17 protein-coding genes are annotated in these 17438 nt (G+C 54.3%); all 17 read right to left on the reverse strand.

Annotation, left to right across the window (positions count from 1 at the left end):
- Positions 1 to 14 precede the first annotated feature (14 nt).
- The 17 genes from PLU01S_RS00435 to yidC all read right to left on the reverse strand — a co-directional run bounded on the left by PLU01S_RS00435 (position 15) and on the right by yidC (position 17433).
- On the reverse strand, positions 15 to 785 hold the full coding sequence (locus PLU01S_RS00435) for a DeoR/GlpR family DNA-binding transcription regulator (RefSeq protein ID WP_074820920.1): 771 nt from the start codon (positions 783 to 785) through the stop codon (positions 15 to 17).
- A 101-nt stretch (positions 786 to 886) separates the two neighbouring features.
- A complete protein-coding gene (gene glmU, locus PLU01S_RS00440) occupies positions 887 to 2248 on the reverse strand; it encodes a bifunctional UDP-N-acetylglucosamine diphosphorylase/glucosamine-1-phosphate N-acetyltransferase GlmU (RefSeq protein ID WP_074820924.1) in 1362 nt (453 codons plus the stop codon).
- A 140-nt stretch (positions 2249 to 2388) separates the two neighbouring features.
- Positions 2389 to 2814 carry a F0F1 ATP synthase subunit epsilon gene (locus tag PLU01S_RS00445; protein WP_010796327.1) on the reverse strand — a complete coding sequence of 142 codons (426 nt, stop codon included), beginning with the start codon at positions 2812 to 2814 and terminating at the stop codon, positions 2389 to 2391.
- 39 nt (positions 2815 to 2853) lie between these two features.
- A complete protein-coding gene (gene atpD, locus PLU01S_RS00450; protein WP_010796328.1) occupies positions 2854 to 4230 on the reverse strand; it encodes a F0F1 ATP synthase subunit beta in 1377 nt (458 codons plus the stop codon).
- Between the two features lie 32 nt (positions 4231 to 4262).
- The gene (atpG, locus tag PLU01S_RS00455) at positions 4263 to 5123 is read right to left on the reverse strand and encodes a F0F1 ATP synthase subunit gamma (protein ID WP_010796329.1); all 861 of its coding nucleotides are present in this window, start codon (positions 5121 to 5123) and stop codon (positions 4263 to 4265) included.
- A 51-nt stretch (positions 5124 to 5174) separates the two neighbouring features.
- Positions 5175 to 6719, reverse strand: a complete 1545-nt coding sequence (gene atpA / locus PLU01S_RS00460) for a F0F1 ATP synthase subunit alpha (RefSeq protein ID WP_010796330.1) — start codon at positions 6717 to 6719, stop codon at positions 5175 to 5177.
- Positions 6720 to 6737: 18 nt separating this feature from the next.
- Positions 6738 to 7274: a F0F1 ATP synthase subunit delta gene (locus tag PLU01S_RS00465; RefSeq protein ID WP_019366468.1), complete on the reverse strand. Its 537-nt coding sequence runs from the start codon at positions 7272 to 7274 to the stop codon at positions 6738 to 6740.
- Between the two features lie 11 nt (positions 7275 to 7285).
- Entirely contained in the window at positions 7286 to 7756 is a 471-nt protein-coding gene (locus tag PLU01S_RS00470) for a F0F1 ATP synthase subunit B (RefSeq protein WP_010796332.1), read from the reverse strand.
- A gap of 56 nt (positions 7757 to 7812) precedes the next feature.
- Positions 7813 to 8070, reverse strand: a complete 258-nt coding sequence (atpE, locus tag PLU01S_RS00475; protein WP_010796333.1) for a F0F1 ATP synthase subunit C — start codon at positions 8068 to 8070, stop codon at positions 7813 to 7815.
- Between the two features lie 115 nt (positions 8071 to 8185).
- Positions 8186 to 9049 (reverse strand): F0F1 ATP synthase subunit A, encoded by an 864-nt coding sequence (gene atpB / locus PLU01S_RS00480; RefSeq protein ID WP_010796334.1) that lies wholly within the window; start codon positions 9047 to 9049, stop codon positions 8186 to 8188.
- A 16-nt stretch (positions 9050 to 9065) separates the two neighbouring features.
- Complete coding sequence (locus PLU01S_RS00485; RefSeq protein WP_010796335.1) at positions 9066 to 9470, reverse strand: F0F1 ATP synthase subunit I; 405 nt, start codon at positions 9468 to 9470, stop codon at positions 9066 to 9068.
- A gap of 144 nt (positions 9471 to 9614) precedes the next feature.
- Positions 9615 to 10487 (reverse strand): ParB/RepB/Spo0J family partition protein, encoded by an 873-nt coding sequence (locus PLU01S_RS00490; protein ID WP_010796336.1) that lies wholly within the window; start codon positions 10485 to 10487, stop codon positions 9615 to 9617.
- 9 nt (positions 10488 to 10496) lie between these two features.
- Positions 10497 to 11282: a ParA family protein gene (locus PLU01S_RS00495; protein WP_010796337.1), complete on the reverse strand. Its 786-nt coding sequence runs from the start codon at positions 11280 to 11282 to the stop codon at positions 10497 to 10499.
- Between the two features lie 8 nt (positions 11283 to 11290).
- A complete protein-coding gene (gene rsmG / locus PLU01S_RS00500; protein WP_074820927.1) occupies positions 11291 to 11941 on the reverse strand; it encodes a 16S rRNA (guanine(527)-N(7))-methyltransferase RsmG in 651 nt (216 codons plus the stop codon).
- A complete protein-coding gene (mnmG, locus tag PLU01S_RS00505; protein WP_026004031.1) occupies positions 11941 to 13833 on the reverse strand; it encodes a tRNA uridine-5-carboxymethylaminomethyl(34) synthesis enzyme MnmG in 1893 nt (630 codons plus the stop codon). Before mnmG ends, rsmG begins: the two co-directional genes overlap by 1 nt.
- Positions 13834 to 14270: 437 nt before the next feature.
- Positions 14271 to 15638 (reverse strand): tRNA uridine-5-carboxymethylaminomethyl(34) synthesis GTPase MnmE, encoded by a 1368-nt coding sequence (mnmE, locus tag PLU01S_RS00510; protein ID WP_074820929.1) that lies wholly within the window; start codon positions 15636 to 15638, stop codon positions 14271 to 14273.
- Between the two features lie 61 nt (positions 15639 to 15699).
- Positions 15700 to 17433, reverse strand: a complete 1734-nt coding sequence (yidC, locus tag PLU01S_RS00515; RefSeq protein ID WP_074820931.1) for a membrane protein insertase YidC — start codon at positions 17431 to 17433, stop codon at positions 15700 to 15702.
- Positions 17434 to 17438 lie beyond the last annotated feature (5 nt).

Genomic DNA, 17438 nt, shown 5'->3' on the forward strand with positions numbered 1-17438 from the left:
ATATTTGATGGAGATCATTTATCCACAGCCACACAAATGACAGTAATGCCCTGTTGTTCCAATTGGTGTCTGGCTTCATCAGGGAAACGCTCATCAGTCACAAGCGTGTGAATGTTCGACCAGGGCAGTTCCAGGTTGGGAATACGTCGACCAACCTTGTCCCCTTCTGCCATAACGATGACTTCTCGGGCCACTTCAGCCATTACACGTGACAAGCCCAATAATTCATTGAACGTTGTCGTGCCCCGTTCAAGATCCAATCCATCAGCACCAATGAATAGCTGATCGAAGTCGTAAGAGCGCAAGACCTGCTCAGCCACTTGCCCTTGAAAGGATTCCGAATGAGGGTCCCAGGTCCCGCCAGTCATTAACAAAACCGGCTCATGCTCAAGTTCACGCAAGGCATTGGCGATATGAAGCGAGTTGGTCATCACAACCAGACCTGCTTTGTTTTCCAATTCGGGAATAAGCGCAGCGGTCGTGCTGCCACTATCAATAATGACCCGGGCATGTTCGCGGATACGTGAAGAGGCAGCCCGTGCAATGGCCTGCTTATACGGTGATGGCGCTTGAGCAAGATCGCTCAGAAGCTCATGGGGGATCGAAACGGCGCCACCGTATCGGCGTAGTAAGAGACCATTCTTTTCGAGCGCAGCCAAATCCTTTCGAATCGTAACTTCTGAGGTGGCAAACAGTTTGGTCAACTCATCAACTGTCACCTCACCCTGTTCATTCAAACGGGCAAGGATGTCGTGGCGACGTTGTGGAGTGTTGCGCTTGGCCATAAGTTTCGATTCGAAATTTATATACTTCGAATCAAAACCCTTAACGGAAAAAAAGTCAACCCAGAATGAAAAAGGCTGTGAGTATTTCACAGCCTTTTGGGTTACTTCTTCTTGATAGGACGTTGCCAATCAGGCTTGTTAACCTGTCTTGCCCTACCCAGTGCCAGCGTCTGTGCAGGCACGTTTTCCGTAACGGTAGAACCTGCAGCCGTGGTTGCTCCATCGCCTAACGTGACTGGTGCTACCAACGAACTGTTGGAGCCAATGAAGACGTCATCGCCAATCTCGGTTCTATACTTGTTGGCACCATCATAGTTGCAGGTAATGGTGCCGGCGCCTACGTTACAGTTCTTTCCTAGGACAGCATCACCCAGATAAGACAGATGCCCCGCCTTGCTGCCTTCATTAAGATGAGCGTTTTTCAACTCGACGAAATTGCCCACATGAACTCTGGCTTCCAGAACAGAACCGGGACGTAGCCGAGCAAAGGGACCTACATCGGCACCCTCACCCACTACTGCGCCATCCAGATGACTGTTGGCCTTGATAACCGCCCCGCGTTTCAACGTGCTGTTGTGGATAACACAGTTGGGCCCAATTTCGACGTTGTCTTCGATAACCACCGTGCCACTCAGAATAACATTGATATCAATAGTGACATCACGGCCAGTCTGGACCTGCCCACGCAGATCAAAGCGTGTCGGATCCAGTAGTGTTACACCTTGCGTCATGAGCGCTTGCGCAGCGCGCCATTGATAGTGTCGCTCAAGATCAGCCAACTGCTTTCTGTCATTGGCTCCCTGAACCTCCATGGCATCGTCTGGCTCAGCCGTTGCAACGCGCAAACCATCGGATACGGCCATTGCGATGACATCCGTCAGGTAATACTCCCCTTGTGCATTGCTGTTGGAAAGTCTACCGAGCCACTCTCCCAATCGCTCGCCCGGAACGGCCAGAATACCGGTATTACCTTCGCGGATTGCCTTCTGCGTTGCATCGGCATCCTTATGCTCAACAATTGCATACACCTCACCGCGGTTATCCCGAAGGATACGTCCATAACCCGTGGGATCTGCCAGTTCTACAGTCAACAATGCCAGCTGCTGAGCGCTAACCTGCTCTAGCAGACGCTCAAGCGTAGACTTCTCAATCAGCGGAACATCGCCATATAGGATCAGTACCCGCTCCGCCGACAGATGGGGAAGCGCCTGGGCGACAGCATGGCCTGTACCCAACTGCTCCTGCTGGACGACGAAGTTGAGGTCATCTGCTGCCAGACGCTGCTTGACGGTTTCGGCTCCATGGCCGATCACTACATGGATCCTTTGCGGAGTCAGTTCGCGGGCGCGATCGATCACGTGTCCCAGCATGGCCTTCCCGGCAATCGGATGAAGAACCTTGGGCAGAGCGGAGCGCATACGGGTGCCTTGCCCCGCAGCAAGAATGACAATTTCAAGGGACATGTTTACGCCTCGATAGGGCCTTAAGCCGTTAGACACGGATAAAGAGTCTCAGAAGAGAAACGGGCTCAGCAAGTGCTCACGGCCAGAAATGAAAAGGGGTAGCCGAAGCTACCCCTTTCATATACCCGAAGCGTATTGCTTCAGCGCTTGGCCTTGTTGCGTAGCTGCTGAATGGTACGCAGCTGAGCTGCGGCTTCAGCCAACTGTGCAGAGGCAGCGCTGTAATCGAAGTTCGAGCCTTTCTCGCTCAGCGTCTTCTCAGCCAGCTTCATGGCTTCCTGAGCAGCCGCTTCATCAAGATCGCTCGCCCGGCTGGCAATATCTGCCAACACTTCGACGACATTCGGCTGGACTTCGAGGAAACCACCAGAGATATAAAACACCTCTTCCTCGCCGCCCTGCTTGATCAGGCGAATCGGGCCAGGCATGAGATCAGTCAACAGCGGAGCATGGCCGGGAGAAATACCCAGATCCCCCAGGTTACCGTGGGCGATCACCATCTCCACCGCTCCGGAGAAGATGGCTCCTTCCGCGCTGACGATATCGCATTGGACTGTCTTGGCCATATGCATGCCTCGTAAGGCGCCCGTTTCCGGGCGCACGGATTACAGTTTCTTCGCTTTTTCGATAGCTTCGTCGATGCTGCCAACCATGTAGAATGCCTGCTCAGGCAAATGGTCGTAGTCACCTTTCAGAATGCCGCCGAAACCAGCAATGGTGTCCTTGAGCGAAACGTATTTACCTGGCGCACCGGTAAATACTTCTGCAACGAAGAACGGCTGGGACAGGAAGCGCTGGATCTTACGAGCACGGGATACCAACTGCTTGTCCGCTTCGGACAGTTCGTCCATACCCAGAATCGCAATGATGTCCTTCAGCTCCTTGTAGCGCTGCAGAACATACTGAACGCCGCGAGCAACGTCATAGTGCTCCTGACCGATCACCAGCGGATCAAGCTGGCGAGAAGTAGAGTCCAGCGGATCCACAGCTGGGTAGATACCCAGGGAAGCGATGTCACGGGACAGTACGACGGTTGCGTCCAGGTGAGCGAACGTGGTCGCAGGGGACGGGTCAGTCAAGTCATCCGCAGGTACGTATACGGCCTGGATGGATGTAATCGAACCGGTTCTGGTGGAGGTAATACGCTCCTGAAGAACGCCCATCTCCTCAGCCAGCGTCGGCTGATAACCTACTGCGGAAGGCATACGGCCCAGCAGAGCGGATACTTCCGTACCGGCCAGGGTGTAACGATAGATGTTGTCGATGAACAACAGCACGTCACGTCCTTCGTCACGGAACTTTTCGGCCATGGTCAGGCCAGTCAGGGCCACGCGCAGACGGTTGCCCGGCGGCTCGTTCATCTGACCGTAAACCAGGGCTACCTTGTCCAGAACGTTGGAATCCTTCATCTCGTGGTAGAAGTCGTTACCCTCACGAGTACGCTCACCCACGCCTGCGAACACAGAATAACCGCTGTGCTCGATGGCGATGTTACGGATCAGTTCCATCATGTTAACGGTCTTGCCTACACCGGCACCACCGAACAGACCAACCTTACCACCCTTCGCGAACGGGCAAACCAGGTCAATAACCTTGATGCCTGTTTCCAGCAGCTCGTTGCTACCGGACTGATCAGCATAGGACGGTGCCTTGCGGTGGATTTCCCAACGCTCTTCTTCACCGATGGGGCCCGCCTCGTCGATCGGGTTACCCAGAACGTCCATGATACGGCCCAGCGTCTTCACGCCTACCGGTACCTTGATCGCTTCACCAGTGTTGTTAACGTCCAGACCACGCTTCAGACCCTCGGTAGAGCCCATCGCGATGGAACGAACAATGCCGTCGCCCAGCTGCTGCTGAACTTCCAGCGTAGTTTCCACGCCCTGCACTTTCAGAGCGTCATAAACTTTCGGTACGGAATCGCGTGGGAATTCCACGTCGATTACGGCGCCGATGATTTGTACGATACGTCCGCTACTCATTTCGCGTTCCTCGAAGAATTAGAACCAGTCCGTCAAACCGCAGCGGCGCCGCCGACGATTTCCGAAATTTCCTGCGTAATCGCTGCCTGGCGTGCCTTGTTGTAGATCAGCTGCAGTTCGCTGATGATCTCGCCCGCGTTATCCGTAGCGTTCTTCATCGCGATCATCCGCGCCGCTTGTTCACAAGCGCTGTTTTCTACAACTGCCTGATACACCTGGGATTCCACGTAACGCACCAAGAGGCCGTCCAGCAACGTCTTGGCATCTGGTTCGTAGAGGTAGTCCCAATGCTTTTGCAGGCTGGTGTTCTGCTCAGCCACTAACGGAACCAGCTGCTCGATTGTCGGCTTCTGGACCATGGTGTTGACGAACTTGTTGGACACTACGTACAGGCGATCAATACGGCCATTCAGGTAAGCGTCGAGCATGACCTTGATACTACCGATCAGGTCGTTGATCGAAGGCTCTTCACCCAAATGGCTGATGGCTGCGACTACATTACCGCCGTAGCTGCGGAAGAAGGACGCCCCCTTGCTGCCAATCACACCGAGATCGACTTCAGCATTGCGATCGCGTTGCTCTGCCATGTCGCGAATCAGCGTCTTGAACAGGTTGATGTTCAAGCCGCCCGCCAGACCACGGTCGGAGCTGACCACGATATAGCCCACGCGCTTTACCGGACGCTCCACCATAAACGGATGGCGATATTCCGGGTTCGCATTGGCCAAGTGGCCGATCACAGCACGAATACGCTCAGCGTAAGGCTTGCTGGCAGCCATGCGCGTCTGAGCTTTGCGCATCTTGCTGACAGCTACCTTTTCCATGGCGCTGGTGATCTTCTGTGTGCTTTTGATGCTCGCGATTTTGCCGCGAATCTCTTTTGCGCCTGCCATGTAACACCTATCGGGTTAGCAAGCGGGAGCGCTTGACGCTCCCGCCTGGGCTTACCAGGTTTGAGTGGCCTTGAACTTCTCGAGACCGGCCTTGATGCCAGAATCGATTTCGTCGTTGAAGTCGCCCTTCTCGTTGATCTTGGCCATCAGTGCGGCGTGATCACGGTTGAAGTACGAAATCAGGGCCTGCTCGAAGCTGCCAATCTTGTCCAGCGGGATATCCGACAGGAAGCCACGCTCGGCGGCGTACAGCGACAGAGCCATCTCGGCGATGGACATCGGTGCATACTGCTTCTGCTTCATCAGCTCGGTAACACGCTGACCATGCTCAAGCTGCTTACGTGTTGCTTCGTCCAGGTCAGAAGCAAACTGGGCAAATGCTGCCAGTTCACGGTACTGAGCCAGTGCGGTACGGATACCACCGGACAGCTTCTTGATAATCTTGGTCTGAGCGGCACCACCCACACGGGATACGGAAATACCTGCGTTGACCGCAGGACGAATACCCGAGTTGAACAGACTGGTTTCCAGGAAGATCTGGCCGTCGGTAATCGAAATTACGTTGGTCGGAACGAACGCGGAAACGTCACCTGCCTGAGTCTCGATCAGCGGCAGAGCAGTCAAAGAACCTGTCTTACCGGTAACGGCGCCTTTGGTGAACTGTTCTACATACTCTTCGGATACGCGAGAAGCACGCTCCAGCAGACGGCTGTGTAGATAGAACACGTCGCCTGGGTAAGCTTCACGGCCCGGCGGACGACGCAGCAGCAGGGAAATCTGGCGGTAAGCTACAGCCTGCTTGGACAGATCGTCATAAACGATCAGTGCATCTTCACCGCGGTCACGGAAGTATTCACCCATGGTGCAGCCGGCATAGGGAGCCAGGAACTGCAGGGCTGCGGACTCAGAGGCACTGGCAGCTACCACGATGGTGTTCTGCAGTGCGCCGTGCTCTTCCAGCTTGCGTACGACGTTGGCAATGGTCGACTGCTTCTGACCGATGGCAACATAGACGCAACGAATGCCACTGTTGCGCTGGTTGATGATCGCATCCACCGCCATGGCAGTTTTACCTACCTGACGGTCACCGATGATCAGCTCACGCTGGCCACGGCCAACGGGGATCATGGCGTCAACGGCCTTGTAACCAGTCTGTACAGGCTGGTCTACCGACTTACGCCAGATTACACCCGGAGCGACTTTTTCAACCGCATCGGTTTCTTTGGCGTTGATCGGGCCTTTGCCATCGATCGGATTACCCAGGGCATCGACAACGCGACCCAGAAGCTCCGGACCAACCGGTACTTCAAGGATACGACCGGTGCACTTGGCACTCATGCCTTCAGCCAAGCCCAGGTAATTACCCAGAACCACGGCACCTACGGAGTCCTGCTCCAGGTTCAGTGCCATGCCGTAGACGCCGCCCGGGAACTCAATCATTTCCCCGTACATAACGTCGGCCAGACCAAAGATGCGCACGATACCGTCAGAAACACTGACGATAGTACCTTCGTTGCGCGGTTGCGAAGAGACATCGAGTTTCTCGATGCGGCTCTTGATGATTTCACTAATTTCGGAAGGATTGAGTTGCTGCATGCTACTGCCCCTTCAAACTCAAGGTTTCAACGCTTCGGCCAGTTGCGCGAGCTTGCCGCGAACGGAGCCATCGATTACCAAGTCGCCGGCGCGAATTACCACACCACCGATCAGGCTTGCATCCTCGGATGCATGAAGTCGCACATCGCGACCGAGCCTTGCGCTGAGAGCCTTGGCGAGTTTGTCTTGCTGTTCGTCGCTCAAAGCGAAAGCACTGGTGACTTCCGCCTCGATGGATCTTTCCTGCTCGGCCTTGAACTCTTCGTAGAGTTCAGCAATGGTCGGCATCAGGTCGATCCGGTTGTTTTCTGCCACGGTCCGAACAAAGTTCTGGGCCTGCACATCCAGCTGATCGCCGCACACGTCAATGAGCAGCTTGGCCTTGGCGTCCGCGGTCAACTGCGGTTGCTGAAGCAGCTGGCGCACGGTCCCATCCAGAGTTACCGCGGCGAGCAGCCTCAGCTCCTCGGACCATTTGGTCAGATTCTGCTGAGACTGTGCGAACTCGAAAGCTGCCTTGGCATATGGCCGGGCCAGCGTGTTCAGTTCTGCCATGATGGCCTCGCTTAGATTTCCGCAGCCAGTCGGTCGACCAACTGTGCGTGGGCTTGGGGATCAATCGTTTTGCCCAGGATCTTCTCTGCACCAGCGACAGCCAGAAGGCCAACCTGTGCACGCAGAGCTTCCTTGGCGCTATTGATTTCCCGGTCGATTTCAGCCTGAGCCTGCTCTTTCAGACGATCGCCTTCAGCACGGGCCTTGACCTGCGCTTCTTCGATGATCTGAGTAGCACGCTTGTTAGCTTGCTCGATGATTTCAGCTGCCTGACCTTTCGCTTCGCTCAGTTTCTGGGTGGCTTGTTCCTGAGCCAATTCCAGGTCACGAGCCGCGCGGTTGGCAGCGTCCAGGCCGTCAGCAATCTTCTTTTCACGCTCACGCAAAGCCGCGATGACCGGAGGCCACACGAACTTCATGCAGAACAGCACGAAGATAAAGAAGGCAACGGACTGGCCAATCAGGGTTGCATTAATGTTCACGCCAACACCTCGCTCGTTCGTTGTCTGTCAATCATACGAATCATCGATTCGGATGATTAACCAGCGATCTGACCAACGAAGGGGTTAGCGAAGGTGAAGAACAGGGCGATACCAACACCGATCATGGTTACGGCGTCGAGCAGACCCGCTACGATGAACATTTTCACCTGCAGCATCGGAACAAGTTCCGGCTGACGGGCAGCGCCTTCCAGGAACTTGCCGCCCAACAGGCCGAAGCCAATGGCAGTACCCAGTGCGCCCAGACCAATCAGCAGTGCTACGGCGATAGCGGTCAGTCCAACTACAGTTTCCATTTTTCCTCCCGACTTTTAAGTCGTCTTGGTTAAGGTTGAAGCAAAAAATTGTTATTCCCCATTGCCCTCGCGGGCATCCTCCCCTTTCGGAGAGGATCATCAAGTGCTCTAGCTCTTAATGACTTTCTTCATGCGCCATCGACATATAGACGATGGTCAGCATCATGAAGATGAAGGCCTGCAAGGTAATGATCAGGATGTGGAAGACCGCCCACGCCCACTGCAGGACAATACCTAGACCACCCAGCGCCAGACCGTTGGCGAACATCATGGCGATCAGGATAAAGATCAGCTCACCGGCATACATGTTGCCGAAGAGTCGCAAGGCCAAGGAAACGGGACGTGCCACCAGCGTTACGAACTCGAGCAGGAAGTTGATCGGAATCAGGATGATCTGAACCAGCATGTTCTTGCTATGGAACGGATGCAGAGTCAGCTCGCCCAGGAAACCACCAATTCCTTTTACCTTGATGCTATAGAAGATCAACAGGGCAAATACGGACAAGGCCATACCAATAGTGGCATTCGGGTCGGTAGTCGGAACCACACGGAAATATGTGTGCTCACCACCTATCAGGCCAGCCAGGGACGGCAACCAGTCAACCGGCACCAAGTCCATGAGGTTCATCAGGAAGATCCAGACGAAAATCGTCAGTGCCAGAGGCGCGATCAGCGGATTACGGCCATGGAAGGTGTCACGGACACTGCTGTCGACGAACTCGATAATGACTTCGACGAAATTTTGCAATTTACCGGGCTGGCCACTGGTGGCCTTGACCGCTACGGCACGGAAAATGCAAATAAAAATCAGGCCTAGAACGACCGACCAACCCAGAGTATCCAGGTGGAAGGCCCAAAAGCCCATTTCTTTCGCTTCTTGAGGGGTGTGGGCGAAACTCCAACCATTTGCCGGATGCAGACCATAGGTCAGATTCTGCAAGTGGTGCTGGATGTAACCCGAAGCGGATTCTGCTGCCATGTTTGCCTCGAACGCTTTAAGGTCTAGAAGATCGTTTGACAAGTAGGGGAGCGCATCCATTGACAAAAAGCGTCAATAGATAGACACCAAACAACGCCAGTGGCATGAGTGGCTTTATCCCCGCAAACGCCACTGTAAAAAGCAGTGCCGTCAAAATTAGTTTTCCTGCCTCTCCCGCATAGAATGATCGAACTATGTCGCGAGCAGCTCGGGCGCCCGAATAACGGAACGCTTTATAAGAGAAATATGTATTAGGCAACCAGGCGATTAAACCACCCATCAAACCAGAATAAGCAGCGACCCTACCAACGAAGCAAAACAAAAATAACGCTGCACATATCGTGACGGCCAGTTGGACGAGCAGCAGGTTAAATGCTGGCTGACGGTGAAAAGGCAGGCGTTTGGGCGTGCGATCAACCATCGCGCTCGAAGTCCTCTGGCGTCGGCTTATTATTTAAGCCTTGGCATACTTTGTGCCGACGTAAAGCGCGCAGAGTATAGGAGTCTGCACGCGCCCATTCAAGCCATGCGGTAGTCTTTACGACTATTCGCTACCATTAGAATATTAGCGAATGTGAGCAAGAACGCCCTGCAGCTCATCAAGTGAGCTGTAACGAATCACCAGCTGCCCCTTTCCCTTCTGCCCATGGCGGATCTGTACGGGAGCCCCCAGACGCTCAGCCAGCCGTTGCTCCAGGCGCATAATATCAGGATCAGCCTTCTCTGGAGGCTCAACCGCTTCTTTCTTATTCAACCACTGCCTTACTAAGGCTTCTGTCTGACGCACGGTCAATCCACGTGCGACAACATGACGCGCCCCCTCGACCTGTTTTGAGGCTGGCAAGCCCAACAATGCCCTGGCATGGCCCATTTCCAGATCGCCATGCGCCAGCATGGTCTTGATCTCTTCTGGCAACGCTATCAGTCGAAGCAGGTTAGCCACACTGACGCGTGATTTGCCCACTGCATCGGCCACCTGCTGCTGCGTCAGCTGAAATTCCTGCTGCAGCCGCTGAAGGGCCATGGCCTCTTCTATCGGACTTAGGTTTTCACGCTGGATATTCTCGATCAGCGCCATTGCAATGGCGGCTTCGTCAGGAATGTTTCTGACCAATGCTGGGATACGCTCAAGCCCTGCCTGCTGGCTGGCACGCCAGCGACGCTCCCCGGCAATGATCTCATAGCGGTTGTCAGCAATGGGACGTACCACGATCGGCTGCATCAAGCCTTGGGCGCGAATCGACCTGGCAAGCTCTTCGAGCGCGACCGGGTCCATGTCACGGCGTGGTTGGTACTTGCCGCGCTGGATAATGTCCAACGGCAGATGCTGCAACTCACGCTGGTCGGCCTTGACTGCTTCTTCCTGCAGTACGCTAGCCGTAGCCCCGCTCAGCAGCGCATCCAGACCGCGGCCCAGTCCCCTTTTCTTGACAGCCATGTGTATTCCTTAAGCGATTGCTTTTGCAGCCTTGCGCTGCCGACGAGCCAGTTCGTTTGCCAAGGCCAGATAGGCTGCAGCCCCTGTTGATGCCTTGTCGTAAGTCAACGCGGGCATACCATGACTGGGCGCCTCGGCAAGACGCACGTTACGCGGGATAACCGTATCGTACAGCGTATCGCCAAAATGCGCCTTGAGCTGGGCCGCTACGTCGTTCGCCAGATTGATACGCGGGTCATACATCGTGCGCAGCACACCTTCGATCTTCAGGCCTGGATTCAGAGCCTGTCCGATGCGCTGGATGCTACCGATCAGGTCAGTCAGCCCTTCAAGTGCGAAATATTCACACTGCATGGGAATGATGACCCCATCTGAAGCGACAAGCCCATTGATGGTCAACATCGATAATGACGGTGGGCAGTCAATCAGTACGTAATCGTAATTTTCCCGAATCGGCGCCAGCGCTTCACGCAAGCGGCTCTCGCGCTTGCTCATGTCCAGAAGCTCAATTTCGGCAGCCGTCACATCACGGTTCGACGGTAGCAACTGGTAACCACCATGCTCGGAAAACTGCATGGCTTCGATGAGATCACACTGTCCGATCAGCACATCCAGAACCGAATGTTCCAGATTGTGCTTATCCACACCGCTTCCCATGGTCGCGTTGCCTTGTGGATCGAGATCGATCAACAGTACCCGACGTCGGGTAGCAACGAGCGAAGCAGCCAGATTGATGCAGGTCGTAGTTTTCCCCACCCCGCCTTTCTGGTTGGCTATCGCAAAAACCTTGGCCATGAGCCGCTTTACCCCTCTTCAACAATGCGGCGCAGTATCAATAGATGCCGCTGCCCTTGGCAACCTGGAACCTGCAAGGCGTGTTCTGCTTCAACCTTAAAATCGGTTGGCAACGCTGCAAGCTCATCCTCAGGATGCAATCCTTTCATGGCGAGCCATTGTGTCAATGAATCGCCCAGATGTCGTGTCCAGTTTGTGAAATCAGCGAGCGAGCTGAACGCTCGCGACACAATCCCGGTGAAACGATAGTCAGGCGTGAATTCCTCTACACGGCTGTGGATAACCTGAAGGTTATCCAAGCCGAGCTCAATTTTTGCCTGGGTGAGAAAACGTGTTTTCTTACCGTTGCTGTCCAGAACGGTAAAAGTGCTTTCCGGGAACAAGATGGCTAGCGGGACTCCCGGCATACCACCACCACTGCCCACATCGAGCCATCGACCAGCCTTGATATGGGGGACAACGCTCAAACTATCAAGCAGGTGACGTGAAACCATTTCATCTGGATCACGGACTGCCGTCAGGTTATAGGCTTTATTCCACTTTTGCAGCAGGCCCATGTAGGCCAGCAATTTCTCAACCTGTTCATCAGACAGCTCGACATCTAGAGACTTAGCTCCTGAGCGAAGCTCCTCGCTGTAACGAATCATTCCTTCCAACATCAAGCCATCTGCTCCAACTGGCGTCCGGCCGAACGCTTTTTCAGGTGAATCATCAACAGGGAAATGGCTGCAGGCGTTACACCGGGAATCCGCGAAGCCTGCCCAAGTGTTTCCGGGCGGCCCTGGCTCAGCTTGTGCTGAATTTCCTTCGACAAACCGGATATGGCGGTGTAATCCAGATCCGCCGGTAGACGAATGCTTTCACTGCTGCGCAGCCGCTCGATTTCGTCCTGCTGACGCTCGATGTAACCTGCGTATTTGGTCTTGATCTCTACCTGCTCGGCAACCTGCGCGTCTTCGATGACACCGCCGGTTACCTCCATCAAGCCGACATAGTCGATTTCCGGACGGCTCAGAAGACTTTGCAGATTGTACTCATGGGTCAGCGGTGTACCAAAGCGCTCAGCAATGGCATCACCTTGTACAGTCCCTGGACGCACCCACGTACTCTTCAAGCGCTGCTCTTCAAGGGTAATGCGCTCACGCTTCAGGCAGAACGCCTCCCAACGAGCATCGTCTACCAAACCGAGCTGCCGACCTTGTTCGGTCAGTCGCAGATCCGCATTGTCTTCACGCAGAATCAGTCGATATTCCGCACGGGAGGTAAACATCCGATACGGTTCCTGCGTACCCAGCGTGATCAAATCATCGACCAATACACCCAGGTAAGCTTCGTCACGACGTGGACACCAGCTGTCCTTGCCCTGTGCACGCAAGGCTGCGTTGGCACCTGCCAGCAGCCCCTGGGCGCCAGCTTCCTCGTATCCTGTCGTTCCGTTGATCTGACCTGCAAAGAAGAGTCCACCAATGACCTTGGTTTCCAGGCTGTATTTCAGATCACGCGGGTCGAAAAAGTCATATTCGATGGCATAACCGGGACGCAGGATGTGGGCATTTTCCATACCCCGCATCGACCGCACCAACTCCAGCTGAACATCGAAGGGCAAGGATGTGGAAATCCCGTTGGGATACAACTCGTGAGTTGTCAGTCCTTCAGGCTCCAGGAAAACCTGATGGCTGTCCTTGTCCGCGAAACGGTGGATCTTGTCTTCGATCGATGGACAGTAGCGTGGGCCGATCCCTTCGATAACGCCTGAATACATCGGCGAGCGATCAAGATTGTTGCGGATGATGTCATGGGTCCGACTGTTGGTATGAGTTATCCAACAGCTAACCTGCTGAGGATGCTCATCCACTGATCCCATGAATGACATCACGGGCAGAGGTTTATCCCCAGGCTGCTCCGTCATGACAGAGAAATCCACTGTACGACCATCAATGCGTGGAGGTGTACCGGTTTTCAACCGCGATACACGCAGTGGCTGCTCACGAAGCCGTGTGGACAATGCATTGGCAGGTGGATCCCCTGCCCGACCGCCTGAGTAATTCTGCAGGCCTATGTGGATAAGCCCACCCAGAAAGGTGCCTGTGGTCAAAACAACGTTATCTCCAAGGAAACGTAGTCCCATTTGGGTAACGACGCCTCTGACCTGATCCTGTTCAACAATCAAGTCATCACAGGCCTGCTGAAATATCCACAGGTTGGGCTGATTTTCCAGCATATAGCGGATTGCAGCCTTGTAGAGGACGCGATCGGCTTGAGCGCGCGTTGCACGCACCGCAGGGCCTTTACGGCTATTGAGTATCCGGAACTGGATGCCTGCTTTGTCGGTAGCCGAAGCCATCGCACCGCCCAAGGCATCGATCTCCTTGACTAGATGGCTCTTGCCGATACCACCAATAGCCGGGTTGCAGCTCATCTGCCCCAATGTTTCAACATTGTGGGTCAGCAATAAAGTTTTGACACCCATGCGTGCAGCAGCAAGTGCAGCTTCGGTGCCGGCATGGCCGCCGCCGACCACTATGACGTCAAAACGGGAAGGGAAATCCACCACGCACCTCGTGCCTGTTTGGTTAGGGGATTAGGGAAGGCTCAGAAGTATAAGGGCTCCTCTGCTCTCTATGAAGTCCTTTTGAACAAAAAATGATCAACTGCAGACTTGGTGGCATCAGGTAATAGAAATAATAAGGAAGAAATATAGAAAAGCTTGTTAATGCGATTATGTATGGTGAGCCTCTTTTCTGTGGATAACATGCGCTTGCCTTTACCCACAGGGCATTACAGCCAATGATAAGTCAGAGGAGAACCTGTCACTCTCCTTATCGAAAGCTCGTGAGTAGCTGTGGATAATTAGGGAGGTTACCAACAGCCCCTTTTCAGAACAGCTTAAGCCCTGACTTCTGCCCAGACCTCAGCTAGGGTTATCAACAGGCAAAAAAAAGCCCCAGCGGGTAATCCCGTGGGGCTTCCTAAATCGATGAAACGCGGCTATTTGCCGATGCAAAAGCTGGAGAAGATCCTGCCCAGCAGATCATCGGAACTGAACGCTCCTGTAATCTCGCCCAATGCCTGCTGCGCCACTCTCAGGTCTTCCGCCAAGAGCTCCCCAGAGCCATTCACTACGAGTTGCTGATGCCCGTGCTCCAGATAATGACGGGCTGTGTGTAACGCTTCGAGATGACGTTGGCGTGCGCTAAAACTGCTTTCGGCAGTCTGCTCAAAGCCAACGCAGGCTTTGAGGTGCTCTCGAAGATGCTCGATGCCCTCACCCGTCATTGCACTAAGGCTTAAGGTATGAATACCTTCTGAGGTTTCCTGAAGCGCGATAGGTTCACCCGACAGATCAGCTTTGTTTCGGATGATTGTTACTTTGTTTTGATCAGGTCGCTGTGACAGAAACTCTGGCCAAAGTGCATCGGGATTCCGAGCCTCAGGCGCCGTAGAATCTACCACCAGCAGTATCCGGTCGGCGCTCTCAATAGCACTCAGGGCGCGCTGTACGCCGATCTGCTCAACCCGATCGGTAGTGTCCCGTAATCCCGCCGTGTCAATGACATGTAATGGCATACCGTCGATATGGATGTGCTCGCGTAAGACATCGCGGGTCGTGCCTGCAATGTCCGTCACGATGGCAGCTTCATGGCCTGCCAGCGCGTTGAGAAGACTCGATTTTCCTGCGTTGGGTCGTCCAGCAATCACCACCGTCATGCCATCGCGTAACAGTGCGCCACGACCGGCTTCTTTTTCCACCTGCGCCAGTTCCTGGCGCACACCGTTGAGCAGGCCCAGCACATGGCCATCCGCCAGGAAGTCGATTTCCTCTTCGGGAAAGTCGATGGCTGCCTCCACGTAAATTCGCAACTGGATCAGTTGTTCCGTCAGGCTTTCTATTCGCTTGGAGAATGCCCCTTGCAATGAACGTAGCGCATTACGGGCAGCTTGCTCGGAACTCGCCTCGATGAGGTCGGCGATAGCTTCTGCCTGGGCAAGGTCCAGCTTATCGTTGAGAAAGGCACGTTCGCTGAACTCTCCTGGACGGGCTGAACGCGCACCTACCGCAATGACAGCCTTGAGCAGTAAATCCAGAACGACAGGACCGCCATGGCCTTGGAGCTCGAGAACGTCCTCGCCTGTAAAAGAGTGAGGTCCTGGGAAGAACAAGGCGATTCCCTCATCAAGGGTAAGACCAGCGCTATCCTTGAAGGGACCATAATGAGCATGGCGAGGTATTAAAGAGCCACCACAGATTGTTTCTGCGATGGTTCTTACCGCAGGCCCGGAAACCCTGACGATACCTACCCCACCTCGGCCTGTGGCTGTAGCGATAGCAGCAATGGTGTCTTGAATTGGATTCATTCTTCATTCTCCAGAATGCACAACGCCCCTCGAAAGGGGCGCTGTGTAAAGCGTAGGGCTATCAGGCCGGTTTGGCAGTGCCATTGATCCGACGATTGATATACCACTGCTGCGCGATCGACAGGCAGTTGTTCACGATCCAGTACAGCACCAGGCCAGACGGGAACCACAGGAAGAAGAAGGTAAAGATAATGGGCATCATCTTCATCATCTTGGCTTGCATGGGGTCCGGAGGCGTGGGGTTCAACATTTGCTGAACCAGCATGGTACCGCCCATAAGGATCGGCAGGATGAAGAAAGGATCCTTGGACGAAAGGTCAGTGATCCAGAACATCCAGGGAGACTGGCGCATTTCCACGCTCTCCAGCAGAACCCAGTACAAGGCCAGGAATACCGGCATCTGTACGAGGATCGGCAGGCAGCCACCCAGCGGATTGATCTTCTCCTTGCGGTACAGCTCCATCATCGCCTGGGACATCTTCTGGCGATCATCACCATACTGTTCCTTCAACGCCTGAAGACGCGGAGAAACTGCACGCATGCGAGCCATGGAACGATAGCTGGCTGCAGAAAGCGGGAAGAAAATAGCCTTGATGATGATAGTCAACACGATGATCGACCATCCCCAGTTTCCAAGGATGCTGTGGATATGTTGCAGCAGCCAGAAGATCGGCTGGGCAATGAACCACAGGAAACCATAGTCGACGGTCAATTCAAGACCTGGGGACAACTCCTTCAGATATTCCTGCAGCTTCGGACCGGCATAAAGGGTTGCCGATGTTTCTGCCTGGGTACCCGGTGCTACGCTAAGCTGCGGACCGGTAAAGCCCACCAGATAATTGCCCTGGCTGTCCTTGCGACCCTGGATCTGGTGCTGCTCATCCTTGTTGGGTACCCAAGCCGTCACGAAGTAGTGCTGCAACCAGGCGACCCAACCGCCCTTGGCCGTTTCCTGCAGAGCCTGCTTGTCGATATCTTTCATCGACACCTTGCGATATTGCTCCTCCGGCGTCCCGACAGCAGCGCCCAGGTAAGTCGAAACCCCTGTGGCTGTTGTGGAAGATGGATCACCACTGGAGTCACGCTTCAGCTGTGCATAGAAAATACCATTCCAGTTCTGGCTGCTCTGGTTGTCGATGACATAGCTGACCTGCACCTGATAGGCATTGGGGTTGATGCAGGAAATTTTCTTCTGTGCCTTTTCGGTATCCGAGCAATCAAGCTTCAGGCCGCGATGGAAGGTAAAGCGCTTGACATAGTTGACGCCGTTTTCAGCAAAGTTCAGATCGACAGTCAGTTGATCCTGACCGTCTGCCAATACGTAGTTCTGCTGTGCACTCTGATAAACAGGGCGGCCTGTTTGACGTGCGTCCGGACCGTTGGATCCAGTTAAACCACTTTGCGCCAGATACAAACGTTCGTTGCCATTATCAAACAGGGTGAAGGGTACATCCGGATGATCCTGGCGACGTGGATACTGGACAAGCCCCAATTTGACGATGTCACCACCACGGGGATCAATCGTGACATCCATGACATCCGTACGGACATGGATGGGTTGACCATTGCCACTTACAGTCTGTGGAGCCGTTCCGTTCGTCGAGCTTTCGCCTGCAACGGTTGGAACATCGGCCGCAGCAGTATTGCCTGTTGGCGTGTCAGTCGGCAGCGCCGCAGCGGAGGATTGTGCTGAAGAAGGCGTTTCGGGCTGGCCGTAATCCTTATTCCATTGCAACACCGCTGTGTAAGACACAATCGCTAGAGCGGCGATGAGAAACGTGCGCTTTATATCCATGATTA

The sequence above is a fragment of the Pseudomonas luteola NBRC 103146 genome (assembly GCF_002091675.1).
GTDB classification, from domain to species: domain Bacteria; phylum Pseudomonadota; class Gammaproteobacteria; order Pseudomonadales; family Pseudomonadaceae; genus Chryseomonas; species Chryseomonas luteola.

Coding starts and splice junctions, on each gene's coding strand:
- PLU01S_RS00435 (WP_074820920.1), bottom strand. CDS start 785: ATGGCCAAGCGCAACACTCCACAACGTCGCCACGACATCCTTGCCCGT.
- glmU (WP_074820924.1), bottom strand. CDS start 2,248: ATGTCCCTTGAAATTGTCATTCTTGCTGCGGGGCAAGGCACCCGTATG.
- PLU01S_RS00445 (WP_010796327.1), bottom strand. CDS start 2,814: ATGGCCAAGACAGTCCAATGCGATATCGTCAGCGCGGAAGGAGCCATC.
- atpD (WP_010796328.1), bottom strand. CDS start 4,230: ATGAGTAGCGGACGTATCGTACAAATCATCGGCGCCGTAATCGACGTG.
- atpG (WP_010796329.1), bottom strand. CDS start 5,123: ATGGCAGGCGCAAAAGAGATTCGCGGCAAAATCGCGAGCATCAAAAGC.
- atpA (WP_010796330.1), bottom strand. CDS start 6,719: ATGCAGCAACTCAATCCTTCCGAAATTAGTGAAATCATCAAGAGCCGC.
- PLU01S_RS00465 (WP_019366468.1), bottom strand. CDS start 7,274: ATGGCAGAACTGAACACGCTGGCCCGGCCATATGCCAAGGCAGCTTTC.
- atpE (WP_010796333.1), bottom strand. CDS start 8,070: ATGGAAACTGTAGTTGGACTGACCGCTATCGCCGTAGCACTGCTGATT.
- atpB (WP_010796334.1), bottom strand. CDS start 9,049: ATGGCAGCAGAATCCGCTTCGGGTTACATCCAGCACCACTTGCAGAAT.
- PLU01S_RS00485 (WP_010796335.1), bottom strand. CDS start 9,470: ATGGTTGATCGCACGCCCAAACGCCTGCCTTTTCACCGTCAGCCAGCA.
- PLU01S_RS00490 (WP_010796336.1), bottom strand. CDS start 10,487: ATGGCTGTCAAGAAAAGGGGACTGGGCCGCGGTCTGGATGCGCTGCTG.
- PLU01S_RS00495 (WP_010796337.1), bottom strand. CDS start 11,282: ATGGCCAAGGTTTTTGCGATAGCCAACCAGAAAGGCGGGGTGGGGAAA.
- rsmG (WP_074820927.1), bottom strand. CDS start 11,941: ATGTTGGAAGGAATGATTCGTTACAGCGAGGAGCTTCGCTCAGGAGCT.
- mnmE (WP_074820929.1), bottom strand. CDS start 15,638: ATGAATCCAATTCAAGACACCATTGCTGCTATCGCTACAGCCACAGGC.
- yidC (WP_074820931.1), bottom strand. CDS start 17,433: ATGGATATAAAGCGCACGTTTCTCATCGCCGCTCTAGCGATTGTGTCT.